We start from the raw sequence: 26,740 nt of genomic DNA on the forward strand, positions 1-26,740 counted from the left end.
ATCGTGGATATTAATGACGTGATGATTTTTAGAGGTAAGCGTGCAGGGATTAATTCAGAGGGTCAGTCAGGCCAATGTGGTCGTTGAGGGCGAGTGTGTTGGTCAAATTGGTCAGGGGATCCTGGTATTGCTCGGGGTGGAGAAGGCTGACGACCAAAAAAGTGCAGACAACTTGTTACACAAGATTAGTAACTATCGTATTTTTACAGATGCTCAGGGAAAAATGAATTTGAGCCTGAGAGACATCGGAGGTGAGCTGCTGGTGGTGTCTCAGTTCACTTTAGCGGCGGATACCAAAAAAGGCATGCGCCCGAGCTTTTCTTCTGCTGCCACACCGGCACAAGCCGAAGCACTGTACGAGTATTTTGTAGCAAAGGCGAAGGAATCGGGGTTACGGGTGGCCACTGGGCGGTTTGCTGCCGATATGCAGGTGACCCTGTGCAATGACGGTCCGGTCACGTTTAATTTGTCGGTCTGACGAGTAGGGCTAACGGGTTAAGGAAATAATGTGATTGGCGTAATCAGGCACCTTGTGTACGAAGGGTTTTTTGCCAAAGTTGGTAATAAGCAGGTGCTCCAGCTGTTTTAGTTGCGAATCATGTTCTGCAAGAAAATTAATATATAAACGGCCGCCTTCATTGAGGGTGGCACGAATTTGTGTGTAAAACTTGTGTTCGTACAAAAATCGGGGGGCATCGAGCTGACTGAACAAATCCAGGATGATCCAGTCATAATGGCCATTATTCTCGAGCGCCTGATACGCATCGCTACAACTAACATTTGAGATAGGATCGCCACCAAAATAACGTTTATAACAGTGAATAATATCAGGGTTGTTATCGATAGAGGTGATCTGACAGTCCGGATAGCTGATATGCAGATAATCCCGGATAGCTCCTGCGCCGAGACCCAGTTCCAGTACTTTGCCAGGAGCGGGGCACTTTTTCCACAGCGCGGCTAACACCTGTAAATGTGGAAAAAGCAGTTTCTCCGGATGATTGAGCTCAATCACGGATTGCAGCGTGTCGTTAATCAGTAACCAGCGTAAGGTTTTTTCCTGGCGTACCTGTATGCTGATTTTGCCATGTTTATGCCAATACAACAGATGCCCGAGCTGATGGCTCTGGTGTACAAACTCGTTACTGATAGTGCCGGGTTCGGTAATAAAATCTTGCATAGTTACATCAGCATAGCTTGGCCTCACAGTTCTGCCACCGCGTTGCGTTGAATTTACATGACAAAATGGCCAAATCTGGCCGATCATTCCCTGTTGCACACTTTTCTTGTAAGGTAAGGTCCATAAATTAGACAAAAGTTCCCCGTTAAAGAGTGGGATCAGATTGCACAGGCCGGGCGTATCGCCTCGGCGACAGGAAAAGCACAGGAGTCACCATGTTTCAAGTAACAGCGCCACAGAGCAGTGAAGATTGGCAAGCGTATTATCAACTACGATGGCAGGTTTTACGGGCCCCCTGGGAGCAGCCCAGAGGCAGCGAGCAGGATGATCTTGAGCAGGAGGCCGAACATCGTTATATCAAAAATAACGAAGGTCAGGTGCTTGGTGTGGCACGTCTGCATTTCAATAATCAACAGCAGGCACAAGTCCGTTATATGGCGGTTGATGAGGCACATCGTGGCCATCATCTGGGCAGTCGGCTGTTGCATGAGCTGGAAAAAATAGCCTGGACGCAACAAGCCGAAGAGCTGGTGTTGTTTGCCAGAGAACGAGCACTGGCATTCTATGAACGCCATGGTTACCAGATGATTGAAAAAGCCCATCTGTCTTATGGCGATGTGCAGCACTGGAAAATGGTTAAACAACGTCCATCTGAGCCTGGCTGGTTTCGTCACCCGCAGTGGACTCAGGTGTTACAGGATACCTGGCGCGAGTCGATCCCTATCAGCGATGCGATGGGGATTAAGGTAGAAAGTTACACCGACTGGCAGTTTTCAACTCGCGCAGACCTGAAAGCTAACCTGAATTTGCACAATTCGATGTTTGCAGGCTCGGTCTACAGTATGGCGACATTAACCGGGTGGGGTGCTACCTATCTGGCACTCAAAGAGCAGGCCCTGGAAGGGAATATTGTCCTGGCCGACGCCAATATTCAGTATCTTAAACCGCTGACCACCGCGCCCAGTGCAACGGTCACGCTGGCCGAGTGCAGTGGCGAGCTGAGTGCACTCAACAATGAGGGCAAAGCGAAATACCGGGTGCCGGTAAATGTCTATGATGGTGATGTGCTGGTGGCGAAATTTGAAGGCTTGTTTGTCGTTATCAAATAAATGCTTGTACGGCCTGCTGTCGCAGGCCGTGACAGTGACGTTAAAGTAGATCAGTGACCGCAATACCCAGGCCCAGACGCTGAATATGGGCATTGTAGTCAATCAAACTCTCGCCATAGCCGTTAAAATACTGCACATATCCGCGCACCCGAGAGGAGCCCAGCAGTGGGAATGACCAGTCAAGTTGTATGGCACCATGGTTATCACTGTTGAAGTTGTTACGGGTCATAAAACCAAATTCATGGTCGCCGTAGCGATAGGCGCCACTGAGCTCAAAGTAACCCATGTACTTGTGAATGTCCGGGTTGTCATCGCCTTTGGCAACCAGAGGCTCAGGTTTATCATCTTCTGGCAGGCGATACCAGGGCTTAAAACTAAACACAAAGCCTTCATATTCCCAGATAAAATTGGCATAGATGCGGTTCCAGGAGCGTGAATTCGGCTGACTGCGGCCATTTGACTGATGCGAGGCACCCAGAATAATGGCCATTTCGTCGCCCCACAGAACGTTTTCATCATCCAGGAAGTTGACCCAGAAGATTTCAGGCTCGTAATTGGTTTCACGAAACGGGGAGGAAATGTCTTTGTTATAAAGCTGCCAGTAAGATTGCAGTGTTACGCCGACATACACTGCCTGGTCTTTGTCCTTAAAGTGTCGATACAGGGGCACTTTCATCGAGATCTGGTATTTGACCTCCATATGATCGAGTGGCTCACCTTCTTCTTCCTGAATGGCTTTCAGACCATCAAAGGGCCTGGAATTTGGGTTTTTGACATAGGTAACCGGCAAGATATAGTTGCGATTGTGCGGTGTCAGCACATTGCGGTTGTTCTCTGTGACCATCTCGCGCGCCATGCGGCGATCCAATTTACTGAGGCTCGTTTTTTGTAGTTGCTGGCAGTAAGTTTTGAGCTCGGCAACGGTTTGTTGTTGATCACCGGCGATGATTTCGTTCAGTACACATTGTTTTATTATCTCCAGGTCATCCTGGTCCTGCGGTTCACTGGCCTGTAGCGGCGCGGACGCCAGAAAAGACAAGAAAGCGAGCATCCTGAGTTTCATAGGTGATGAAGTCCTTAGTCAAAAGCAATTAACGTTCATTTTATCATGGTAGAGAAAACTAAGAAGGACAAAGTTTACCGTGAGTATTGTGTCAAGATATTGGGTGGTTGATTTTTATTCAACATGGCAGTACGTTAATTGAGCAAACTACATAAAAGGAAATGGACATGAAAATATCACTGAACAAAAAATGTATAAAACAACTGAGTAATAACCAGCAGCTTGGATTGGCTCAGACACCGAATATTGCTGGCGGAGCCTCTGGCTATCCAGCTTGTAACTCGTTTGGGTGCGATACTGCCGTTTTCCTGGGTTGTCCTACTGGCCGGGACTGCTACTCTGCTCGTAACGAAATCTGTATGCCGGATTAATACCAGTTTCACTTAGTACCTTGTTCAATTTGAAGGAGCAAATATGACGCTAACGGCGTTAAAAATTTCTCATTTAGAACCTTTACCTAAGGTATGAGTTCGCAAATTTGTGCCTGGTTATCGACCCTATTTTCTCGCCTCAAAATAGAACACTTAATTGAGCAAATTGGTATAAAAAGGCCGGCGGCAACGTGTGTTGCCGCCTCACCTTAGCAAGTGAGGGCTTGCTCACCTACTCTCACGCAATCGTTGTGTTGTTCTGTATGCCACGTAACCAGAGGTTCTGGCCAATTCGCATAAGCCCACTATAGTTCGTAGTAGTTAGTGAAAAACTTATATAATTCAGTGCCCTGATTAACACTGGCCGAAGCGAAATGCAGTATCGCAATAGCATCTTGTGTCAATGTCAGGCTGTGCAGGGGCATTTCGGATAAGTATTGCTCCATACGCAAAATCCGCGCAATACACTCTCCTGCTTTAATGTGCCCACCAAGCTGCGCTTTGTACTCCACCATGCCGCCCATGGGGGCGTAATAAGTCAGGTAATCTTTGAGTGCACAGGCGTAACGTTTGATGTCTTTTGGTTGATGGCTGCCATCTGCTATCACTTCTCTGTGAGTCAGGTAACTGAGGATACTATTGGCATCATGAACGGCTTCATCGAGATCAATTTTTTCCTGAGAGCCCAGCTCAACAGTAAATGCTTCTACGGGGACGGGCAGGTCACGACCTTGTTCTTTCAACGCATCACTCAGCTGCCACCAGGGACAGAAGCTGGCTTCATCCATTGCCCCATCGAATTCATTGGGGATCAGCAGTACATGGGGAATATCAAAATAGCGTGCACTGTCTTTGGCATACCCAGGGCAATATAAGTGCTTTGCCGAAATGGGGCCTGTGTGCAGGTCCAGTACAATGTCCGCCTGATGGGCTAATTTTTGCAGTGTCAGTGCGATCCGCTTGCCTGTGTTTAGTGTATGTGCGGGTGCATCAAGTAAGGCATCGGTTGCTTTGCATAGTTGTTCACGAAAGGCCGCAATCAGCGTTGTATCAGGGGCCTGGCTGTGCTTTGCAAGACAGGTTTGCACCAGAGCACTGTGATCATAGTACATGCGATTCCAGTTTACCCCGGTAATAGGGTCAAAACGCCCGAGCGTAAACTCACCGGATTTCTGGTTACAGCCAATCGGGTTGGCATAAGGTACCAGAGTAATGTCACCGGCCAGTGTCAGATGTTTCAGTTGCTCCAGCAGTGCATAGATCACGGCATTACCCTGCACCTCAGCGCCATGCATATTTGCCTGGATGTATACGTTTGGCCCTGTGCCATCGCCCTGCAGGCGGTAGACGGGAATGGTCAATGGCAGACCATTGGCAATTTCCCCAACCTGGATATGTTGCTGTGTAATTGTGTTCATGATTACCTCAGATAATAGTCGGCGTGCTCGCTTTGACGAATGCAGTACAACTGGCCCTGCTTAAAGACGTATTCAGCCGGCAGTTCATGGCACAGGAAGTAGGGCATACTCTCGGTAAAGCCATAGGCACCGCACTGGCTAAAGACCAGCCAGTCGCCATATCCGAGGTCCTCAGGCAGGGGGTGAGTCCCGAGGTGATCCAGCGCGGTACACAAGGGGCCATGCAAATGGTACTGGCGATCAGCGGCAGTAGATGCGCGCAGTGCCTGGGCCGGAAAGGCCTGACCGGTTACCGCCGGGCGCAGCAGGTGATTGATACCGCCGGCAAGGATCAGCTGATGTTCGTCATAGTTTTCTTTTTGCTCTACAACCGGGTTCAGATAGTAGCCACAGTGCGCGACCGCATAGCGGCCCAACTCCATCCACAGCTCCTGCACGCCTGCTTCGGCCTTGATGGCGGCCAGGCTGTCGATAATCTGATCCCAGTCAAGCGGTTGCTGATCCGGTTCATAAGGCACACCTAATCCGCCACCCAGGTCCAGGATCCGCAGTGGCATGCCGAGTTGTGTGCTCAGGCTAACCAGAGGTGGCACCATTTGTTGCCACAGGCTGGCCAACTTGGATGCGTCCAGCATATTACCCCACTGGAAAATATGCAGGCCGGCAAAGTCCAGCGCTGGATAATCACTTAGAGTCAGTTGCTGCCATTGCTCAGACCCGAGGCCGAAGGGCGTCAGGCTGTCGCCACCAAGCGGGTTTTTGTCGCCTGCTGGCCAACGCAGCTGAACGCGCAGCAGCACTGTCAGAGTTTTTTGATGTTGTTCTGCGGCGTCATTCAACCAGCGCACCTGATTGAGACTTTCAGCCACAAAGGTGGTGACGCCAGCATCGAGGAAATGCTGGATCTGGGCTGGCGACTTGGCCGGCCCGGTGTTGAGTACGCGCTCAGCTGCGATGTCCTGTGACAGCACTTGTGTAAGCTCTCCGCGACTGGCAACGTCAAAGTTGAACCCTGCTTTGTCTAGCGTGTTAAGCACACTGGAGAGAGGGTTGGCTTTGACCGCGTACCAGAGTTTCACCACATCTTGAGTGGTAAGGCGGCTTACATGGGCGTGCAGCGCATCGAGATCATAGACAAAAAAGGGCGTTGCCGGGTCACGGTTGTCCTGCTCTGTGCACAGCGCATTAAGTTGCTCGCGCAAAGGCGTACTCAAGGCTAACATTAGCGAAGCACCTCTTCGAGTTCTAATGACGCATCACTTTGTTCGTCACGATATTTCACTATCAAGGCGCAGGACATGCTCAGCCCCTGGGCTTTGGCCCAGTCACTGGAAGCCGGGCGTGAGCCTGGGATCACAATGGCAAACGGAGGAATGGCTTCGCCTTTGCCCAGCGTACGCTCATTAACACAGTCGTACACCGGAATGCTGGCAGACAAGCGAACACCAGGAGCTAACACAGCCCCTTGTTTCACGACTACGCCCTCAACCAGTACGCACCCCGCGCCAATGAAGGCATCGTCTTCGACAACAACCGGGCTGGCACCGACTGGCTCTAATACTCCACCGATCTGTACGGCGGCGCTGAGGTGCACGTTCTTTCCTATCTGAGCACAGGAGCCAACCAATGCATGACTGTCGACCATAGTGCCACTGTCTATGTAGGCACCGATATTGACATAAGCGGGTGGCATAATAATGGTACCGGGTGCAACATAAGCACCGCGGCGTACGCTACTGCCTCCGGGGACCATACGTACCGCATCACTGGCTGAGAAACCACGCGGTGCCAGGTTGTCTTTGTCTACAAAGCCACCTGGATATTCGGTATTCTGACCGGCACGAAACGCCGCCAGGATACCTTCTTTTACTTCGACGTTAGCATGCCAGTTACCTTGTTCGTCTTGGGTTGCCGCACGTTGTGAGCCATTTTCTAAATTATCTAAAAGTGTTGACCAGGTCATAGGGATTCTCTTAATTCCAGGATAAAATCTGTTCGTTGGCGGCGCTCAGAGCCGCATTATTGGTTAGTTCCAGATGCGTCAGTGGCGGCCTGAGGTGAGGCGTGGCCAAATTACCTTGCAGATGCATGAGCGTTTTAACCGGGATGGGGTTTGCAACGATAAACAGGCTGCTAATGGCGTCGGCCCAGATGGTAAACAGGTTAGGGCTGGTGCCACTGAGTGCGCGGCGCACAAACTCTGCGGTTTGAACAGGCCAGGCGTTGGCTGCCACAGAAACCAGGCCGGCGGCACCGGCCTGGGCAAAGTAGGGAAGCAAAGCATCGTCACCGCTGTATATCGCCAGTTTCGGCAGCGCGCGGCGAAAAGATTCAAATGTGGCAATGTCACCACTGGCTTCTTTAAGTGCCCACAAATTGTCATGATGTGCCAGGTTAGTCAGCACTTCAGGGGCAATGGCAACGGCACTGCGACCAGGAACATTGTATAACATGCATGGCAGTGAAGTAGCGCTGAGCAAGGTATCGAACCACTGAGTCTGACCAATCACTCCGGGCTTGGCATAGAGTGGGGAGCCCAGTAGCAGCGCGTCAATGTTTTGTGTATTGCAAAACTCAACCCACTCCAGCTGGGCTGACAGATTAATGCCGCCAACAGCAACCATAATAGGTACAGAGGGCTTTAATGCACAAACAAACTCAACGATTCTTTGTTGTTCAGCAAGGGTCAGGGCTAATCCTTCTCCTGTGCTACCCAACAGCAAAATGCCATTGTTTGCTTCTACTTGCAGAGCGACGAGTTGCTCTAAGCTGTGGTAATCGACTTGATCGTACGCATCAAAAGGCGTAACCAAAGCCGTCCATAACGGGTAGTCAGATAACGGGTCAGATAACAAAGTGTGTGATTTCATCTCTACCGAACTTCTTGCTGGCCCGGTAGTCAGGGAAATGTCCTGCTCCGAACCGTTTAAAATTCGAAGAGCAATGGACTTAAAAAGAATAGGCCGCTGGCCATATTGTTTCTAAGACCAGAAGCTCTCCACCAAATGTGTTGGTGACAGTCGCTGGGATTCAGCCCAGTCGCCCGAAACACTGTGCAAGCAAAACACAGTGTTTCTCGGCGTTAATTCCCCTCTTTGAGTTTCCCGGGAGTTTGCTCTCCTCCACTCAAATACCTGAATAACGCACCTCTTCCAGCCCTAAGACACCCACACATTTTTGCATGCATGGCTGTCTGGATAAAATAGGGTACGGGCGCATTGAAACATTTTGGCCGTCTGGGTGTCAAGTCGCCGTCGGCAAAAGTTTGAAATTTAATCTAAACTGGGAATGAGTCAGAAGCCTGGACGAGTTGGCTGGCAAATGGAGGGATGATTTGAACAATCTGGTTACACGCTATCGCCTGAAATACCTGGTGGCGCTGGTTATTATGTTGCTGTTGCTGACCATGACAACCGGCTTGACCTTGTATTTACTGGACCAGCAAAAGCAGGCTGCGAGAGTGATCAATGTTGCGGGCATGCAGCGCATGCTATCGCAAAAAGCGGCGTTGCATCTTGAGTATGTGATCATTATGCGCGAGCGTAATGTCACTGCAGACCGTCAGGCTCTGGGCAACGCGTTGCAGCTGCTGCGAAGTAACCACGCTTTTTTGACCATGCGTGACGGCGAAGAATACCTGCATCTGAACGCCGAACTGTATGCCTGGTACTTTACTCAGCCTGGTGATTTGAACAACCAGCTGAATCAGTATTTATCTCTGCTCTCACGTACCGCTGAGCAACCGAGCCTGGACCAGATCCAGGAGATCCATGCCCGCTCTCAGTTGCTGCTGCAAGATTTAGATCATGCTGTGTTGTTGTTCGAACAATCAGCCAACCAGAAGATCGAGAAACTGAGAAATTTGCAATTACTGATGTGGTTGGTGGGGCTGACGTTGCTTATTGCTGAGATCAAGTGGATCTTTTTTCCAATGGAGCGCAGTATTGCCAGCGCAATTGAGCGCTTACAGCAAACGCGTCTGAAAGCAGAACATGCCAACCAAAGCCGGGCTATGTTCCTGGCCCGCGCCAGCCATGAATTACGCACGCCTTTGCAGGCGGTACTGGGATATTTACATTTGTATCAGGAGTCTCAGCGTGAAGGGTATCTGGCGCAGGCCAATAAGGCGGCACAGCAATTGAAAGCCCTGATCGCCTCTGTGGAAGACTACAATCGATTGTCTGACGAACAGCAACCCGAACTCTATTTTCATCCGGCGCGCTTAACTGATACGCTGGGGCAATCCATCGCTACTTATCGTCTGCTAGCAAAAGAAAAAGGCTTAGACTTTAGCTACCATTTTAGCAGCCATACCGAGAAAATTTTTGAATGTGATCACGAACGTTTGAGCTGGGTTATTGGGCAGTTGCTCGATAACGCGGTGAAATTTACCGATCAGGGAGTCGTGACTTTGTCTGCGTGGGTTGAGCAGGCCAACCCTGAAGAGGACGAGTTAAATTGGCGTTTTTATTGTGAGGTAGAAGACAGCGGCCCTGGCTTTAATATGGCGCGTGTGAATGCCCCCCCCTCAGAAAATAACTCAGACGGACACCACTTCCAGGGTTTACAGCTGGGGCTGGCACGCTGCAATTTACTATTGGCAATTATGTCTGGTGAGTTGTCGTTCGTTGCCCGTCAGCCTCATGGCACCAAAGCGTTATTGAGTGTACCCCTGAAGCGCCTCCCTGAGCCAGAGCAGGTGCACGGCATTACCCGCTGCAAAGTCTTACTGGTTGAGGATAATCTGCTGAATGCCAAAATCATCGAAAAAATGCTTGAAAGTCTGGAGCTAACCAGTATCCATGCCAGCCATGGTGGGCAGGCGATTGAAGTATTGGGCCATCAGTCTTTTGACGTCATTCTGATGGATCTGAATATGCCTATTATGGACGGGTTCAAAGCAATCAAAGAGATCCGACAGACGCTGGCGTTGTCGACCCCTATTCTGGTGCTGACGGCCAATACGTCTGAACAGGCAATTAAGTCGGCCATGCAGCTTGGCGCGACTGATTATTTGTTTAAGCCTGTGGATCAAGAAGCCCTGGAGCGGGCCCTGGTTAAAATCTTATCTGCTAACGACGCATAGTGATATTGCCGACACCGACTTCAATATCAATGCTGTGCTCACCTTTACCACGGTAACGCAGCGTTTCGCCTACCATGTTGCGCTCGGTATCAACGTCTCCCGGCATGTCAGATAAGCGTGTTTTCCCCACGCCAGCATCGAAACGTACCCGGCGAAAATCATCAGCCGTAGTTTCGATATTGACATTACCAACGCCAATTTCAACATCCGCATCATTATTCAAACCGAGGAGTTTGACGTTACCTACGTCAATCTCGATATCCAGCTCCATTGATTCCGGCACCTTAACCGTCCAGCTTTGCTTTACATACTTATTGTTGATGCTCAGATTGAGATCATCTCCTTCTCTGCGGCTGTCTAGTTTTATCTCTGCCAATGCATCCGGCAGCCAATCTATATCGTGCTCAGCGGGTTCAAGCTCAATGGTCACATCGATCGTTTTACCTGAATGGCTTACGGTTTTGAGCTTGCCTATTGGAAACTGAATTTCCAGCTCTGAGCTGTCAGCTATGTCGAAGGAGTGGGTTAAAGTGCGTGTTTCATCCGCCTGAGCTGTTGCGCTCAGTATCAGTAGTGCGGCAGTGATCAGATTGATTCTCATCCTGTTGTCCTTTGTTGATATCGTATTGATATCTGTGTGACGCACTCGAAAATGAAAAGGTTTAAAAGCGACTCAAAAAAGCCGCTTTACAGGTGATTAATGGATGCGCTGGACCTTGAATCCCTGGTTTTTAAATTGGCTGATCAGGCCGTGTTTTTGGGGCAAGTGCAGTGCGCCGACAGCAATAAAGTGCGCGCTGTTGACGAGCTTGGGTATGAGCGCTTTCACCCAGGCGTTATTACGCTCAATAAGCATGACTTGCTCTGCTTGCTGACCATACTCAGTGTCATCAAAACTCATATCATAAAACACATTAAGTTGTTGATAGTCGCCTTGCTTCCAAGCTGTAAGCATCTTTGTGAAATAGCGATCAAAGTCTTTAACCTGCTTGAGTGTGTCGACTATCATGGCGTCACTTTGCGTGCCTAAAGCCGTGAATATGGTGAGCTGTTGCTCAAGACTTTCTAATTCCATAATCGGCTTGTTGAGCTGAGTGGCGTACTCTATGACTTGCCCGTCAATGCCAAACTCTTCACCGAACCCTGCTTTGGTGTATTCCAGCTGCAAAATAGTGAGCATCACAAACCAGGGTTGATAATGATTGAACAGTTCTATCTTCATATCACGTGCTGACAAGTACTGCTTAACTTGCTGGTAGATTGTGCTTGTCAGAGTGGTTTTTAGTGTTTGTCCTTGCCCAAGCAGCATAAATGGCAAGGTTCTGCGTTGCAGCTCTGCCGCGCTGATGGCTTTGGTATTGAGCTCGACTACCACCGCTTGGCTATTTGCTATGGCGGTTTTGAGGCGTTGGTCTAACCCCTCCATAGACGCGTCACCAACATGAACGGTACCGAATAAATAAGAGGTAACACCGTTTTTTTCCACACTCCACAGGGCTGGTTTGGCTGTGACGGGGTGGCTAAGTAGTGAGGCTACGAGCACAAAGAACAACAGGGTCAGGCGAGTAAGATGGGGCATGATCCCCTCCGAATGCGATATAAGTGGGTACATCATAATCAATTCCCGGAGTAAATCATAAAAATTTAATGTTGTGGCGCGTAAGGATGAATCGTGTGAGAAAAAATACTCTCTTTGACTTTAAGGCGGAGTGAGTTTTTAATCTGGTATTTTTTATTCGTGTAACGTTGTTTTTTTAGATTTATTTTTAAAATCACTTCTTCCTCGCTTATTAATTAGCATAATTTTTAGGGTTGACTTGTTAGCCGCTCGCGGGTTACTAATAAAAAAAGAGCACACAGGAGCGCTTCGGGCGCGTGCAACGTATTCGGTTTTAATTAAAGAGCAGTGACATGATGAAAACAGTTTCTCTACTAGTCGTGATTATCAACGTGGTGATTATTATTACCGCGGGGGCTGGTTAGTGCTGTTTAAAAAGTATTAGCAAAAAGCCCCCCGCACTGAGAAGTTCGGGGGGCTTTTTCGTTTTAGGGCCAAATTCAAAGACAAAGGGCAATAGGCAAAACAATGACAGGCGCACAATTGGTAATAGACATGTTGGTAAAACAAGGGGTGAGTTCGGTATTCGGGTATCCGGGTGGAGCCATCATGCCGATTTACGACGCGCTATACGGTGCGCCGCTGAAGCATTATCTGACCCGCCATGAACAAGGCGCCGGGTTTGCGGCGGTTGGCTACGCCAGAAGCACAGGTAAGCTGGGCGTTTGTTTTGCGACATCAGGCCCTGGTGCTACCAACCTGGTGACAGCTCTGGCCGATGCCATGATGGACTCGGTACCGCTGCTGGCGATCACCGGTCAGGTGCCTACTGCTGCTATCGGCTCTGATGCCTTCCAGGAAGTCGACGTATTGGGTATGTCGCTATCCTGCACTAAGCACAGTTTCATGGTTGAACGTGGTGAAGATTTGGCAGACGTGTTGCAGCAGGCCATGCATATTGCACAGTCAGGCCGCCCAGGTCCGGTGTTGGTGGATATTCCGAAAGACATTCAGCAGGCCCAGGTTCCGGTGACTGGCTGGCAAGCAGAGGCGTATCAGCCAACGCCATTGTCGAGTTTTGAGCTGGACAAAGCCAATGCGCTTTTGGCGCAGGCGAAAAAGCCGGTGGCTTATGTCGGTGGCGGTGTCCACAGTGCAGATGCGCAGGCCGAGCTAATGGCCTTTTTGCAACGCACGCAGATGCCCGCTGTGTCGACACTCAAAGCACTGGGCAGCGTAAAGCCTGACTATGCATATGATCTGGGGATGCTGGGTATGCATGGGGGACAGGCTGCGAACCTTGCGGTGCAGGAGTGTGATTTGCTGGTCTGTATCGGTGCGCGCTTTGACGATCGGGTAACGGGCAATCTGGCGAAGTTTGCTGCCGCGGCCAAAGTGATCCATCTGGACATCGACCCGGCTGAAGTGGGTAAGCGTAAACCTGCTGCGGCTTCACTGATCGCCGATTTAAAAGTCTCTTTACCTTTATTACAGGGCGATTTGGCGCCGGCTCCCTGGCGTGCCCACATCAGTGCGCTGGCTGAGCAACATGCCTGGCGTTATGACTATCCTGGTGACAAGGTATATGCCCCTTATCTGCTGAACCGTTTGAGTCGCTTGATGCCGGATTCGGGGGTGGTGTGTTGCGATGTGGGCCAACACCAGATGTGGGTGGCACAACATATGCGATTCAGCCATCCAAGTAATCACCTGAGTAGTGGCGGCGCAGGCACCATGGGGTTTGGTTTGCCGGCTGCCATCGGAGCGCAGGTTGCTCGCCCGGAAGATATGGTGATCACGGTATCCGGTGATGGCTCTATCATGATGAATATACAGGAGCTGGCGACTATACGACGTAATAACTTACCGGTCAAAATCGTCATCCTCGATAATCAGCGCCTGGGCATGGTACGCCAGTGGCAGCAGCTCTTTTTTGATGGCCGTTACAGTGAGACCAATTTGTCAGATAACCCGGACTTTGTGCAACTGGCTGCGGTGTTCGGTATTCCGGGACAGACCATCACCCGCGCGGATGAGGTCGATGGAGCGGTCGATGCGCTGCTGGCTTCAAAGGGCCCCTATATATTGCATGCCTGCATCGATGATAAAGAAAATGTCTGGCCATTAGTACCGCCGGGCGCAGCAAACCATGAAATGCTGACGCAATCGCAACAGCAAAATTAACTTTACTGATTTCCTTTGACGGAGCGAACACCATGAAACATCAACTCACCGTAGCGGTAAACAACCAGGCCATCGCAGTCGAGCGTTTTTTGCGCGTCGCCCGTCATCGCGGGTTTCGCCTGACCCAATTAGAGCTGCAGGGCCATGAAGAGTTATTTCACGTCAAAATGACGGTAGATAGTGACAAACCCATCTATCTATTGACGTCACAATTAAATAAGCTGGTTGAAGTGCAGTCAGTCGATCTGCACACACTACAGCAGGCAATATAATAAATAAGGTTTTAAACAATGACACAAACTTCACAATACATTTGGCACAATGGCGAATTAATCCCCTATGAGCAAGCCACCACGCATGTGCTCAGTCATGCCATACATTATGGAAGCTCCGTATTTGAAGGGATCCGCGCGTACGATACGCCTAAGGGTCCGGCTATTTTCCGTCTCAAGGATCATATTCAGCGTTTATTTGATTCGGCCAAAATCTATCGCATCGAGATCCCTTTCACTCAGGAAGAGATTATGCAGGCGTGTAAAGACGCGGTGGCAAAAAATGGTTTCACCAATGCTTACCTGCGTCCTTTTGCCTTTTTAGGCCACGTTGGTCTGGGCGTGCACCCGAAATCTCACCGCGCGGAAGTGACTGTTGCGGCAATGGAGTGGGGCGCTTACCTGGGTGAAGGTAGTTTAGAGAATGGTGTGGACGCATGTGTCTCCTCCTGGCAGCGTCTTGCACCGAATACGATGCCTACTGCTGCCAAAGCGGGCGGTAACTATTTGTCTTCCCAGCTCATAACGGCAGAAGCTAAGCGTCATGGCTATGTTGAAGGCATTGCACTGGATGTCAACGGCTATCTGAGTGAAGGCGCGGGTGAGAACCTCTTTGTGATCCGCAAGGGCATCATCTATACCCCGCCAACAACAGCGAGTATTTTGCCTGGTTTAACCCGTGACACCATTATGCATCTGGCAAAAGCACGGGGTTATGAGGTCAGAGAAGAGCCAATCGCCCGCGAAGGTCTGTATCTGGCGGATGAGTTCTTTATGGTGGGTACCGCTGCTGAAGTTGTACCAGTTCGTAGCGTTGACCAAATTCAGGTCGGTGATGGCAAACGCGGACCGATCACCGCAGAGTTACAGCAGGCGTACTTTGATCTGGTGAAAGGGCAAAGTGACGATCCGCAAGGCTGGCTGGACTACGTGAACGATTAAGCTCAGGCACTGTTACTTAATACACGCCGGGTCAGCTGATCCGGTATACATTTTTTTGGAATGAGGAAAGCCGTTGCCAGATGGGGCAGCGCAGACTGGATAAGGGGTCAACATGGCAAAGTTACGCAGCAAAACAACCACTGAAGGCAGACAACAGGCAGGTGCCCGCGCACTATGGCGCGCGACCGGCATGACCGACAGTGATTTTCATAAGCCCATCGTGGCAGTGGTGAACTCGTATACCCAGTTTGTGCCCGGGCACGTGCACCTCAATCAACTCAGCGAGCTGATGGCCGATGCCATCCGGGACGCCGGCGGTGTACCACGCGAATTTAATACCATTGCCATCGATGATGGTATTGCGATGGGCCATGGCGGCATGTTGTATTCTTTGCCTTCGCGGGATCTCATCGCCGATTCGGTAGAGTATATGGTTAATGCCCACTGCGCTGATGCCATGGTGTGTATTTCAAACTGCGACAAAATCACCCCGGGCATGCTGCTGGCGGCGCTGCGGCTGAATATCCCTGTGATCTTTGTCTCGGGTGGGCCGATGGAAGCGGGCAAAACGCGCCTCGCCGACATCGACATCAAACTCGACCTGGTTGATGCCATGGTCAAAGGCGCCGACCCCAGTGTCAGCGACGAAGACTCCGAGCAGGTAGAGCGCTCGGCTTGCCCAACCTGTGGTTCCTGCTCAGGCATGTTTACCGCTAACTCTATGAACTGTTTACTCGAAGCATTGGGTCTGGCATTACCGGGTAATGGTACTACCCTGGCCACCCATGCCGATCGCCGCTTTTTATATGAAGGGGCTGCAAAGCGCATCATGGCGTTGTGCGAAGATTATTACGGCAAAGACGATGAGGCTGCACTGCCGCGTAACATTGCTAACCAGGCTGCGTTTACCAATGCCATGACCCTGGATATTGCCATGGGGGGCTCGTCTAATACCGTGCTGCATTTGCTCGCGGCAGCCATCGAAGGTGGGGTCGAATTTGATATGGCCGACATCGATCGCTTATCTCGTACCACGCCTTTCTTATGTAAGGTGGCACCGGCAACTCAGCAATATCATATTGAAGACGTCCACCGCGCCGGTGGCATCATGGCGATTCTGAATGAACTGGCCAAAGCCGACAAACTCGATTTAGCAGTAGGCCATGTGGCAGGTGGCACCCTTGGCGAGGTCATTAAACGCTGGGATGCCACCGATCCGAGTAATGAGCGTGCGCAAACCTTCTATCGTGCAGGTCCCGCTGGCGTACGCACCACACAAGCTATGAGTCAGGAGTGTCGCTGGGATGAGCTGGATCTGGACCGTGAGGGCGGCTGCATTCGCAGTGTTGAACACGCGTTTCGTCAGGACGGTGGTCTGGCGGTGCTGACCGGCAACCTGGCGCTGGATGGCTGTATCGTGAAAAGTGCCGGGGTGGATGATGACATGCTGTGCTTTGAAGGCCCAGCTGTGGTGTTTGAATCTCAGGATGATGCCGTAGAGGGGATCCTCGGTGGCAAGGTGAAAAAAGGTGATGTAGTAGTGATCCGCTACGAAGGCCCCAAAGGTGGGCCGGGTATGCAGGAAATGCTGTATCCGACCAGCTACCTCAAATCTATGGGGCTGGATAAAGACTGTGCCTTGTTAACCGATGGCCGCTTCTCTGGTGGCACGTCTGGTTTGTCGATTGGCCATGCCTCACCAGAAGCCGCAAGTGGCGGTGCGCTGGCGTTGGTGGAAAACGGCGATATGATCCGCATTGATATTCCTGCACGCAGCATTGACGTGCTACTGGATGAACAGCAGCTGCAAGCACGTAAAGAACAGCAAGACGGCCGTGGGAAAATGGCTTATAAGCCGCTGGATCGTCAGCGTTATGTGAGCCCCGCTCTGAAGGCCTATGCCCTGCTGGCGACGAGTGCAGACAAAGGTGCGGTACGCGATTTCGAGAAGCTGGAGGCATTGAGTTAATTATGGTGGCAAAAGAGCTCGATTATTTTCGTGCTGTTGTGCAGGCCAATGTCTCGCCACTGGTCCGGGAGACCGAGGTCAGTGAGCTGAGCGGGCTTTCCGCCCGGCTCGGACATCAGATCTGGCTCAAGCGCGAAGATCAACAACCGGTTTATTCGTTTAAATTACGTGGTGCATATCACAAGCTGAGCAAGCTGCCCGCAAATAGTCTGGTCGTGACGGCCTCAGCCGGCAATCATGCTCAGGGGGTGGCGTTAAGCGCCGCTCATTTGGGTCATCGAGCCATCATAGTGATGCCGGTGACGACACCAGAGATAAAAGTCAATGCGGTACGCAGCCAGGGAGGTGAAGTGGTCTTGTATGGTCATCATTTTGATGCCGCGCAGGAGTACGCTCAGTCTTTATGTAAATCGGAAGGCGGTGTGTTTGTACCACCATTTGATGATAAAGACGTGATCATCGGCCAGGGGACCGTTGCACGCGAGCTGATGCAACAGCTGCATCAGTTGGATGTGGTATTCGTACCCGTTGGGGGCGGAGGCTTACTGGCCGGTATGGCCGTATACATTAAATCGTTGCGCCCCGAGATCCGCGTGGTGGGTGTTGAAGCTGAGGAAAGTGCCTGTCTGAAAGCGGCACTGGAAGCCGGGCACCCGGTTGAACTGGCACGAGTTGGCAGCTTTGCCGATGGTGTTGCGGTAAAGCGCATTGGCTGTGAAACTTTTCGCCTGGCCGAGCAATACTGTGATGAGGTTGTCACTGTGAGTGCGGATGAGATCTGTGCAGCAGTGCAGGATATTTTTGTTGAAACCCGGGCTATTGCAGAGCCTTCCGGGGCACTGGCCACAGCTGGCTTAAAGAAGTGGTGCCAGAGCAGTGATGAACAGGGTCTGACACTGGCTTCTGTGTTGTCTGGTGCTAACCTCAACTTTGATCGCTTAAGGTATATTGCCGAGCGCACGGCGCTGGGAGCACGCAGCGAGGCGTTGCTGGGGGTGACCATAGAAGAATCCAAAGGCAGCTTCAAGCGCTTTTGTCATGCCCTGTCGGGTCGTGCGATCACTGAGTTTAACTATCGATATGCCGGTGGTGAAACGGCCCAGATTTTTGCCGGTGTCGGATTACGTGGCGGCGAGCAGGAACTCCAGGAGCTTAAAACCAGTCTGAGCGAGGCGAATTATCAGTTTACTGATTTGTCTGATAATGAACTGGCGAAGCTGCATATTCGTTATATGGTTGGGGGTAAACCGCCCGTGGCCCTGAGCGAGCGGTTGTTTCGATTTGAGTTTCCCGAGTATCCCGGTGCACTGGCGCGCTTTTTAGATACCCTTGGCAGCAACTGGAACATAACGCTATTTCATTATCGTAACCATGGTGCAGCGCAGGGTAATGTACTGGCGGCGTTTGAACTGGGTGCGCAGGACAGTGTGCGCTTTGATGAGCACCTGCAACGTTTGGGTTACCAGTATCAGGAAGAAACAGATAATCCGTGTTTTAAACAGTATCTTCAGCACGATATGCCACAGGCAGACCGTCGCGTCAGCTAGTATTGCAATCCGTCCGGTGCCTTCTATAGTTGTAACAAGGCAGGCTCCGGGCGCATATCACAATGAGTTATTCCCCTTTAGTGTTGGCAGTCTTGCTGCTGTGGTGTGATATGCTCGCCGCACTGGAAGACGTGACGCTACAACTTAAATGGACCCATCAGTTCCAGTTTGCTGGTTACTATATGGCAGAAAAAAAAGGTTTTTATCGCCAGCAGGGGCTGAATGTCAAAATCGTAGCAGCCGATCCGGATAACCCGGATGAGCAATTTAAAGTCTTGTCGGGACAGGCACAGTTTGGCGTGACGCACTCAGGTATTTTACAGCAACGTCTGAGGGGCAAGCCTTTGGTTGCACTGGCAGCGGTGTTTCAGTCTTCTCCCTATTGCTGGATGGTTCGCGCCGAGAGCGACATTTATGTACCCAAAGATTTTGCAGGAAAAAAAATCAGTCATTTGGGTAGGGTCGAGGGTGCTGAACTGGTTGTCATGCTGGAACGCGCCGGGATTGACGTGACTCAGTTGCCACTCTATGCAGGGTTAGAGCCCATAAAAGACTTTATTGCCGGGCGCTTTGATGCCTTGCAGGTTTATATTTCAAATGAACCCTATAAACTTGCGCAGCAAGGCGTGGCGACACGGCAGATCTGCCCAAAACACTTTGGTCTGAATGTGTATGCCGATATCTTGTTTACCTCTGAAGATGTGCTGAACTACCGGCCTGACACCGTGGCGCGCTTTCGTCGGGCTTCTTTGCAGGGTTGGCGCTATGCTATGAGTAACCCGGACGAAGCGCTTGCAGTGACAAAGACGGCGTATGCAACGGGTAAGAGTATTGAAGCGTTGGCCAATGAGGCCGACAAACTGATGCCTTTTATTAAAGCCCCCGGGATTGCACTGGGCGCAATGTCGCAGGCTCGTTGGTTGTGGATTGCGCAGCTCTACCGACTCGATCTTGCTCTGTTTCACGAACAAAAGCATCAGTTTATATATACCGAGCCGGATCAGAAAGAAACCAGCTGGTCGTGGATGTTGACCTTAGCGGTGATAGTGACAGTGATTTGTGTGCCCATGTACATACATCTCATTTTCTTCCGCCACCGACGCTTTACCCTAAAATGACGGTCAGTGCTTTGCGAGCGGGGCATGAGCGCATACAATGAACGCCCTTTGTTTCGTTCAGTGCCGGTGATTTGTATGCGCAGTTCTTTTCATTCTCAGTTTTTAGCCCTGGATGCTCTGCTTGCGGACTCCCGTCAGTACTGGCAATTGCTGGCTTTCGATCATACTGATATTCCCTGGCCTGAACTCAAAAGTACGTTGCTGTCGCTGAGCGATGAGGAAGTGACGGCACTGGACCAAGAGCCGGCAGCGTTGTTGTCGTTTCTGACGCCGTACATTTCTGGGTTGTCCAAGCTACCAACACTGACGGCACTGACACTGGAGCCAGCGAGTCGGCCAGAGTTTCCCTTCTGGCTCAGCAATGGCATCAAAGGTCGTAAGCTGACGCAGTTACAAGACTTTGTTGGTCAGATAGCCCAGACAAAATTACCTGTCCTTGAATGGTGTGCAGGCAAAGGCCATTTAGGGCGCCTGCTGGCATATCAGGGGGCTGTGCATGTTGACAGCGTGGAGTTGCAGGCTGCTTTGTGTCAGCAGGGGCAACACAGTGCACAACAACAAGGTCTGGCCATGACCTTTCATTGTGCCGACGTACTTAAAGACCCCATCGAGCATTATTTTAAACCACAACAACAGGCGGTTGCGCTGCATGCGTGTGGTCGTTTGCATCAAACTTTTATGGCACAGGCCTGCGCCGCAGGGTGTGAGCAGATCAGCCTGTCACCCTGTTGTTACCATCTGTTTACTGAACCTGCCTACCTGGCGATGAGCGATGCTGCCGCACAGAGCATACTCAGTTTGTCACACAGTGACATGAAGCTGGCGTTGCAGGAAACGGTCACCGCGCCGGGTCGAGTGGCTAAGGTGCGCAAGCGGGAGGTGCAGTGGCGACTGGCCTTTGATGCGCTGCGTCGTGATGTGACAGGTGATACTCAATATCTGAGTGTGCCCTCTGTAAATAAGGCGATTTTTTCCGGGTCGTTTGTTGATTTCTGTCACTGGGCGGCAGACCAAAAACAGCTAGACTTACCGGCACACTTTGATGCTGACCATTACCTGGCGCAAGGGCGTGCACGTCAGCGCATCACAGAGCGTATCGAGCTGGTACGCCATGCCTTTCGCCGCGCAATAGAACTGTGGCTGGTGCTCGACAGGGTATTATATCTTGAACAGGCCGGGTATGATGTCAGTCTCTCAGAATTTTGTCATAAATCACTGACACCAAGAAATATCTTAATTCAGGCTACGCGGTGTCAATCAGTAGAATAAGGAAAAGCCATGTGTCAGTCTGACAGCCAGCTGCAACACTTGCTCAACAACAATCGCCAGTGGGCGAAACAGACTCAGACCAACAACCCGGAGTTTTTTGCCAAGCTGTCGATGCAGCAGAACCCCAATTATCTGTGGATTGGCTGCTCCGACTCTCGGGTACCCGCCAATCAGATTGTCGACTTAATGCCGGGGGATCTATTTGTTCATCGCAATGTGGCCAATGTGGTGGTGCATACCGACCATAATTGCTTATCTGTGATGCAGTATGCCATTGAGGTATTAAAAGTAGAGCATGTACTGATTGTGGGGCATTATGGGTGTGGCGGTGTTCGCGCTGCGCTGGAAGATGCGCGCTTGGGTCTGATCGATAACTGGCTGCGCCATGTTGGTGATGTCAAAGAAATGCATCAGGCGATGCTCAATGAGATCCACCCTGATCAGCGTTGCGATGCCCTGTGTGAGCTCAATGTGATCGAACAGGTGCGCAATGTGTGTCGAACCAATGTGGTACAAGATGCCTGGGCTCGAGGGCAGAAACTAACCATTCATGGATGGGTGTATGGTCTGGCAGATGGATTGCTGAAGGAGCTCAATACGCAGATTGAGTATGAAGAGCAACTGGCAGCGCACTACGAGCGGGCCCTGGTAGACCTTGCTAAGCGATACCAGCTGTAGATATTACTGCTCTGGCTGGTCGTTATTCTGAGTAGCCAGTTTAGCTTCCAGTTCAGCCACTTTGGCCTCCAGCTCTGTCAGCTTTTCACGGGTTTTGATCAGCACTTTACTCTGAATATCAAATTCTTCACGACTGACAAAATCCATTTCTGCCAATTTATTTTGAATGGCTTGTTTGGTTTTGCTTTCAAAGGTATCTGCCAGATTTTTCACACCTTGTGGCATGTTACTGGAGATCTGCTTGGCGATTTCTTCAATTTTTGCTGGGTTGATCATGGGCTGGCCTCTAAGCTTGATTATTGTCTCTATCTTACCTAAAGCGGTCACCGGTTAAAAGCGCTTGGGATCCACTTGAGCATTACGGTAAACTTAGCAGCTTATTGACTAAAGGTGATCACAGATTATGAAACTGAACCCGAAACAAGACGAAGCCGTTAAGTATATCAGCGGACCCTGTCTGGTACTGGCCGGAGCCGGCTCAGGTAAAACCCGGGTGATCACCAATAAAATTGCCTATCTGGTGCAGAAATGTGAATACAAAGCACGTAACATTGCGGCGGTGACTTTTACCAACAAAGCCGCCAAGGAGATGCGTGAACGGGTATCGCAGACGCTGGGTAAGCAAGAAGCCAAAGGGTTATGGGTATCCACTTTCCACACACTGGGACTGGAGATCATCAAAAAAGAAGTAAAAACGCTGGGTTACAAGCCAGGTTTTTCCTTGTTTGACGATCAGGATACCCATCAGCTGCTGGCTGAACTGACCGAAAAAGAGCTGGATCGCGACAAAGATCTGCTCAATCTGTTGAAAATGCAAATTGGTAACTGGAAAAATGAACTGATCCAGCCTGAGCGCGCCATTCGCGAAGCCGGTGAAGCGCAAAAAGCACTGTTTGCCCAGCTTTATGCGCGTTATCAGACCCAGCTCAGAGCCTATAATGCGCTGGACTTTGACGATCTGATCATGATCCCAACCTTGTTATTAAACAGCTCGGTTGAAGTGCGCGAGCGCTGGCAGGCGCGTTTTCGCTACCTGCTGGTGGATGAATATCAGGACACCAACACCAGCCAGTATCAGCTGGTAAAATTGTTGGTGGGCGAACGTGCCCGCTTTACCGTGGTTGGGGATGACGACCAGTCCATCTATTCTTGGCGTGGCGCAAAGCCACAAAATCTGGTGCTGCTGAGCAAAGATTTTCCGGGGCTGCGTTTGATTAAGCTGGAACAAAACTATCGCAGTGCCGGACGGATCCTTAAGGCGGCGAACATTCTGATCGCCAATAACCCCCATGAGTTCGATAAAAAACTATTCAGTGAGCTGGGGTATGGGGATCCACTGCGGCTGATCCCAACCCGCGATGAAGAGCATGAAGCCGAGCGGGTGGTGGCGGAGATCATCTCCCATAAGTTTATGAAGCGTACCAGCTACAAAGATTACGCCATTTTGTATCGGGGTAACCACCAGGCCCGGGTATTCGAAAAAGCCCTGATGGCCAACCGTATTCCGTATAAGATCAGTGGCGGAATGTCGTTTTTCGCCCGCAGTGAGATTAAGGATATCATGGCGTATTTGCGTCTGTTGGTGAATCAGGACGACGACAATGCCTTCTTGCGGATTGTAAACACCCCGCGCCGTGAGATCGGACCGGTGACATTAGAAAAGCTGGGTAGCCTGGCCAATGATAAACATATCAGTTTGTTTGCTGCCTGTTTTGAACCTGAGCTGCCGCAGCGCCTTAGTGGCCGTGGTCTGAACGCCCTGATGGGGTTTGCCCGCTGGGTGGTGGAGCTGAGTGACAGGGCAACCCGCGGAGATACCCTGGAAGCCGTGAAGGACATGGTGCGGGAGATTAATTACGAAGCCTATTTGTATGAGTCGTCGCCCAGCGCCAAAGCCGCCGAAATGCGCATGAAGAACGTGTCTGAACTGTATCGCTGGATCAGCGACATGCTCACGGGCGATGCCGACAATCCACCCATGACCTTACCTGAGGTGGTCAGTAAGCTAACTTTACGAGACATGCTTGAGCGTAACGAAGAAGAAGAAGACAGCGATGCAGTGCAACTGCTGACCTTACATGCCTCGAAAGGACTGGAATATCCCCACGTCTTTATGGTCGGTATGGAAGAAGGCTTATTGCCACACCAGACCAGCATCGACGAAGACAATGTGGAGGAGGAACGTCGTCTGGCCTATGTAGGCGTAACCCGTGCACAGCAGACATTGACCATGACGTATGCCAGGAGCCGTCGTCAGTTCGGTGAGCAGATCACCCCGGAACTCAGTCGCTTTGTGCAGGAAATGCCGCAGGATGACATTCAAAGTGAGGGTAAAAAGCCCGTGCAGTCACAGGCCGAGCGTATGGAGAAAGGTCAGGCCCGAGTGGCAAATCTTCGGGCCATGTTAAAGCGGTAACGACTCGTGAGCGGAACGGGTTTCGTTCTGGCTGGCGCCAGTCAAGCTTTGCTGCTTACCAAAAAACAAACTGAGCCCGTGGCGCTCCAGCAGGCTTCTGAAGTTCAGGATCGCCGGGCCTTTAGCAATAACCTGAATCGATTTCAATGCGGTAACCGCCAGGATCCCTTGTAGCTGCACATCATAGCTATTTTGCTGTAAAACGCGTTTGCTGAATGTTGAACTGAGTAGCAGATATTTAAAATCAACATGACTGACCAGCGCCAGATCGCAGCGATCTTTGGCAAAGTCGTTGAGCCCAACCGCAATGCCCAGACTACACAGCTCCTTGAGATTCTCGAGTTGCATACTCGAGGCATAGCGGATCTCATTTTCATCAAATAACAAGCATAAGTTACTGGCTCTGGGGCTCAGAAGTTGTTTCAGCTCACTAAATTTGGCGCTTTCTAAAATGGCACAGGAACAGGCAAATAACACATCGATATTACTGTTTTTGGCAATACTGCTGGCCTGGTCAAGCGCTTGAGTAAGCAGCTGCATTTCAATTTTTAGTTGCTCATCTTTAGCAGCAGCAAACTTTTTAAGGATATCGAAGCTGGTACTGCCCAGAACAGGGTGTTCACCAAACGCTTCCAGCATGACAATTTGCTGACCATGATTGGCCATACTAACGATCTCGGTACTGCGGAAGTGAACTGGCAGTGCACTGAGATGGTGATACTCGGTTTGCTTACTTTGCGTGCTGGCCGCGCTGAGTAGCGGGTGATAAAACTCGTACCGTCCCCGGCCTGCATTTTTGGCATAGTACATGGCTGCGTCGGCATCGCGAATAATTTCGTCGGTATTTTTGTAATCTTTGTTGCTATAGGTAATACCAATACTGGCGCCACTTTGCATGCATACACCCTTCATACAGAAAGGCTGCTGCATTACCCTGATCAGACGCTTGGCGACGTCTTCGGCCTGTTGGCGATCGCTCAGGTGATCCAGCAGGATCACAAACTCATCTCCCGCTAGTCGTGCCAGCAAGTCGTGTTCACGAATACACTCGGCAAATGCTTTACTGACCCAGATTAAAAACTGGTCGCCAGCTTGGTGGCCGAGTTCATCGTTGATGTCTTTAAATTTATCGAGATCGATAAATAAAACGGCAAAATTATTTTCCGGGTAACGCTGGTATTTTTGTAAGGTTTTCTCGAGCTGAGTGAGAAACAGCAAACGGTTTGGTAACGTGGTCAGCGGATCATGATGGGCATCATGATAAAGCTGCTGCTCAATTTTTTTTCTTTCTTCGATTTGCATCTGTAAATGCAAATTAGTCTGACGCAGTTCTTTGGTTTTTTCAGCCACCCGATGTTCCAGCTCCAGATTACTGGCTTTGAGGGCCTGATTGGCCAAATGGGTTTGTAAAACCGAGGCAATCTGATTCGAGACAAATGAAATTAATTCAACATCTTCATGATTGTATTCGTACTCATGGTTGTATGCCTGACAGGCAATCAGCCCTATAACCCCTTTTGCCGTTTTCAGAGGGGCGCCAAGCCAACTAGTGGCTGCATTCTTTAGCTGATAGTTGTTGGGCCGTTTGACGATTTCATTGTCTATAAGAACCTGAGCTCGCTTGGTGTCGATCAGCTGACTGCGCTCAGTGGTGATCACCAGCTCACTGTAGCCATTGGCAAACGGACGAGGTTTGTAGTCTGTCATCTCGTCTACGCTGTACGGGAAAGTTAGCCAGTTGGATGCTTTGTCATGCAGCGCAATAAAGAGGTTATCGGCAAAAGTAATGGAACGCATGATCTGGTGGACTTGCTGGTAAACATCGTCGATATCACTGAACTGAGTGGCCAACTCTGCGATCTTAAACAGGATCTGCTGTCGTTCCAGCGCCCGTTTACGTTGCTCAATTTCGGTATTAAGTGCCTCATTACTCTGCATCAGAGCTCGGGTTCGAATTTTTACCTCGGATTCTAGCAGTTCGCGTTTTTTAACGCGCTCAATTGCCGTTGCCAGATATAAAGACATGACTTCGAGCAGCTCGACTTGCTGTTCGCTGTAAAACTGATCCGAAGAGTAATTTTGCGAGACCATCACACCTATGATGGTTTTTTCTCGGAAAATAGGCACGCCCACCCAATGCTCAGCTTGGGTTCCCAGTGCTTTAAACAGACCCTGAGCACTCATTTGCTCCATTTGTTGGCGCTTAAGATACAAGGTTTGTCGATTTTTAAAGACGTAACCGGTGATCCCCTGGCTAAAGTGATTTGCCTCGTGCAATGGCACTGAGATGCCATCTTTTTCATCAACAAAATAAGACAGTTCCAGACCCTGAGTGAACTGGTTCTGTAATACGACATAAAAGCTTTTACTAGGTAGATATTGCTCTAAGATGTTGTGAATTGCGGGGTACAGCAGCGTCAACTCCGCAACCGTACTGGCCTGCTCTGATAATTGGATCAAGGCATGCTGCAAGTGCGAGTTTTGTTTGTATTTTTTCAGCAAGGACTCTAAACGGCGATTTTTCCGAGTCAGTTTGCGAACTAAGACGCTGGGATCTTCCAAT

At 50.4% G+C, this 26,740-nt stretch carries 23 protein-coding genes and 1 riboswitch; of the genes, 13 read left to right on the forward strand and 10 right to left on the reverse strand.

Features of this window, described 5'->3' with window-relative positions:
- Positions 1-40 precede the first annotated feature (40 nt).
- Entirely contained in the window at positions 41-478 is a 438-nt protein-coding gene (gene dtd / locus NH568_RS20335) for a D-aminoacyl-tRNA deacylase (protein WP_253050363.1), read from the forward strand.
- A 9-nt stretch (positions 479-487) separates the two neighbouring features.
- Here the strand turns inward: dtd and NH568_RS20340 are convergent, their stop codons facing one another.
- On the reverse strand, positions 488-1,177 hold the full coding sequence (locus NH568_RS20340) for a methyltransferase (protein WP_253050454.1): 690 nt from the start codon (positions 1,175-1,177) through the stop codon (positions 488-490).
- A gap of 215 nt (positions 1,178-1,392) precedes the next feature.
- Between NH568_RS20340 and NH568_RS20345 the strand changes: the two genes are divergently transcribed.
- A complete protein-coding gene (locus NH568_RS20345; RefSeq protein ID WP_253050365.1) occupies positions 1,393-2,286 on the forward strand; it encodes a bifunctional GNAT family N-acetyltransferase/hotdog fold thioesterase in 894 nt (297 codons plus the stop codon).
- A gap of 40 nt (positions 2,287-2,326) precedes the next feature.
- Here the strand turns inward: NH568_RS20345 and NH568_RS20350 are convergent, their stop codons facing one another.
- A complete protein-coding gene (locus tag NH568_RS20350; protein WP_253050367.1) occupies positions 2,327-3,349 on the reverse strand; it encodes a phospholipase A in 1,023 nt (340 codons plus the stop codon).
- A 167-nt stretch (positions 3,350-3,516) separates the two neighbouring features.
- Between NH568_RS20350 and NH568_RS20355 the strand changes: the two genes are divergently transcribed.
- A complete protein-coding gene (locus tag NH568_RS20355) occupies positions 3,517-3,720 on the forward strand; it encodes a hypothetical protein (RefSeq protein WP_138545198.1) in 204 nt (67 codons plus the stop codon).
- A gap of 305 nt (positions 3,721-4,025) precedes the next feature.
- Here the strand turns inward: NH568_RS20355 and NH568_RS20360 are convergent, their stop codons facing one another.
- Genes NH568_RS20360 through dapA form a run of 4 tightly spaced genes read right to left on the reverse strand, consistent with a single transcriptional unit; the run spans position 4,026 to position 8,008 of the window.
- Positions 4,026-5,138, reverse strand: a complete 1,113-nt coding sequence (locus NH568_RS20360) for a succinylglutamate desuccinylase/aspartoacylase family protein (RefSeq protein ID WP_253050371.1) — start codon at positions 5,136-5,138, stop codon at positions 4,026-4,028.
- A 2-nt stretch (positions 5,139-5,140) separates the two neighbouring features.
- Positions 5,141-6,361, reverse strand: coding sequence for a PLP-dependent decarboxylase (locus NH568_RS20365; RefSeq protein WP_253050373.1), 1,221 nt, complete (start codon positions 6,359-6,361; stop codon positions 5,141-5,143).
- The gene (locus NH568_RS20370) at positions 6,361-7,101 is read right to left on the reverse strand and encodes a 2,3,4,5-tetrahydropyridine-2,6-dicarboxylate N-succinyltransferase (protein WP_253050375.1); all 741 of its coding nucleotides are present in this window, start codon (positions 7,099-7,101) and stop codon (positions 6,361-6,363) included. The genes NH568_RS20365 and NH568_RS20370 overlap by 1 nt, the downstream gene beginning before the upstream one ends.
- A 10-nt stretch (positions 7,102-7,111) precedes the next feature.
- Positions 7,112-8,008: a 4-hydroxy-tetrahydrodipicolinate synthase gene (gene dapA / locus NH568_RS20375; RefSeq protein ID WP_253050377.1), complete on the reverse strand. Its 897-nt coding sequence runs from the start codon at positions 8,006-8,008 to the stop codon at positions 7,112-7,114.
- A 113-nt stretch (positions 8,009-8,121) separates the two neighbouring features.
- Positions 8,122-8,298, reverse strand: a riboswitch (Lysine riboswitch).
- A gap of 174 nt (positions 8,299-8,472) precedes the next feature.
- Between dapA and NH568_RS20380 the strand changes: the two genes are divergently transcribed.
- Positions 8,473-10,224 carry a response regulator gene (locus NH568_RS20380; RefSeq protein WP_253050379.1) on the forward strand — a complete coding sequence of 584 codons (1,752 nt, stop codon included), beginning with the start codon at positions 8,473-8,475 and terminating at the stop codon, positions 10,222-10,224.
- Here NH568_RS20380 and NH568_RS20385 read toward each other — a convergent pair.
- A complete protein-coding gene (locus tag NH568_RS20385; RefSeq protein ID WP_253050381.1) occupies positions 10,211-10,825 on the reverse strand; it encodes a hypothetical protein in 615 nt (204 codons plus the stop codon). The genes NH568_RS20380 and NH568_RS20385 overlap by 14 nt on opposite strands.
- A gap of 96 nt (positions 10,826-10,921) precedes the next feature.
- A complete protein-coding gene (locus NH568_RS20390; protein WP_253050384.1) occupies positions 10,922-11,839 on the reverse strand; it encodes a TraB/GumN family protein in 918 nt (305 codons plus the stop codon).
- 471 nt (positions 11,840-12,310) lie between these two features.
- On the opposite strand from NH568_RS20390, the gene ilvG reads away from it, so the two are divergent.
- The 8 genes from ilvG (at position 12,311) to can (ending at position 21,761) form a co-directional block, all read left to right on the forward strand.
- Positions 12,311-13,966 (forward strand): acetolactate synthase 2 catalytic subunit, encoded by a 1,656-nt coding sequence (gene ilvG / locus NH568_RS20395; protein WP_253050386.1) that lies wholly within the window; start codon positions 12,311-12,313, stop codon positions 13,964-13,966.
- A gap of 32 nt (positions 13,967-13,998) precedes the next feature.
- Entirely contained in the window at positions 13,999-14,238 is a 240-nt protein-coding gene (ilvM, locus tag NH568_RS20400) for an acetolactate synthase 2 small subunit (protein WP_010383772.1), read from the forward strand.
- An 18-nt stretch (positions 14,239-14,256) separates the two neighbouring features.
- Positions 14,257-15,180, forward strand: a complete 924-nt coding sequence (locus NH568_RS20405; RefSeq protein ID WP_253050388.1) for a branched-chain amino acid transaminase — start codon at positions 14,257-14,259, stop codon at positions 15,178-15,180.
- A gap of 112 nt (positions 15,181-15,292) precedes the next feature.
- The gene (gene ilvD, locus NH568_RS20410) at positions 15,293-17,149 is read left to right on the forward strand and encodes a dihydroxy-acid dehydratase (RefSeq protein ID WP_253050390.1); all 1,857 of its coding nucleotides are present in this window, start codon (positions 15,293-15,295) and stop codon (positions 17,147-17,149) included.
- Positions 17,150-17,151: 2 nt separating this feature from the next.
- Complete coding sequence (gene ilvA / locus NH568_RS20415) at positions 17,152-18,696, forward strand: threonine ammonia-lyase, biosynthetic (protein ID WP_253050392.1); 1,545 nt, start codon at positions 17,152-17,154, stop codon at positions 18,694-18,696.
- Between the two features lie 62 nt (positions 18,697-18,758).
- Positions 18,759-19,814 carry an ABC transporter substrate-binding protein gene (locus tag NH568_RS20420; protein ID WP_253050394.1) on the forward strand — a complete coding sequence of 352 codons (1,056 nt, stop codon included), beginning with the start codon at positions 18,759-18,761 and terminating at the stop codon, positions 19,812-19,814.
- Between the two features lie 75 nt (positions 19,815-19,889).
- Complete coding sequence (locus NH568_RS20425) at positions 19,890-21,083, forward strand: methyltransferase (protein ID WP_253050456.1); 1,194 nt, start codon at positions 19,890-19,892, stop codon at positions 21,081-21,083.
- A gap of 9 nt (positions 21,084-21,092) precedes the next feature.
- Entirely contained in the window at positions 21,093-21,761 is a 669-nt protein-coding gene (gene can, locus NH568_RS20430; RefSeq protein WP_138545212.1) for a carbonate dehydratase, read from the forward strand.
- 3 nt (positions 21,762-21,764) lie between these two features.
- Here can and NH568_RS20435 read toward each other — a convergent pair whose 3' ends face one another.
- On the reverse strand, positions 21,765-22,037 hold the full coding sequence (locus NH568_RS20435; RefSeq protein ID WP_054014907.1) for an accessory factor UbiK family protein: 273 nt from the start codon (positions 22,035-22,037) through the stop codon (positions 21,765-21,767).
- Between the two features lie 127 nt (positions 22,038-22,164).
- Between NH568_RS20435 and rep the strand changes: the two genes are divergently transcribed.
- Positions 22,165-24,177 carry a DNA helicase Rep gene (rep, locus tag NH568_RS20440; RefSeq protein ID WP_253050396.1) on the forward strand — a complete coding sequence of 671 codons (2,013 nt, stop codon included), beginning with the start codon at positions 22,165-22,167 and terminating at the stop codon, positions 24,175-24,177.
- On the opposite strand, the gene NH568_RS20445 is transcribed toward rep, so the two are convergent.
- A complete protein-coding gene (locus NH568_RS20445; RefSeq protein ID WP_253050399.1) occupies positions 24,166-26,739 on the reverse strand; it encodes a diguanylate cyclase in 2,574 nt (857 codons plus the stop codon). The genes rep and NH568_RS20445 overlap by 12 nt on opposite strands.
- Position 26,740 lies beyond the last annotated feature (1 nt).

Origin of the sequence: Pseudoalteromonas sp. XMcav2-N, assembly GCF_024124545.1 — a bacterium.
Taxonomy (GTDB): Bacteria; Pseudomonadota; Gammaproteobacteria; order Enterobacterales; family Alteromonadaceae; genus Pseudoalteromonas.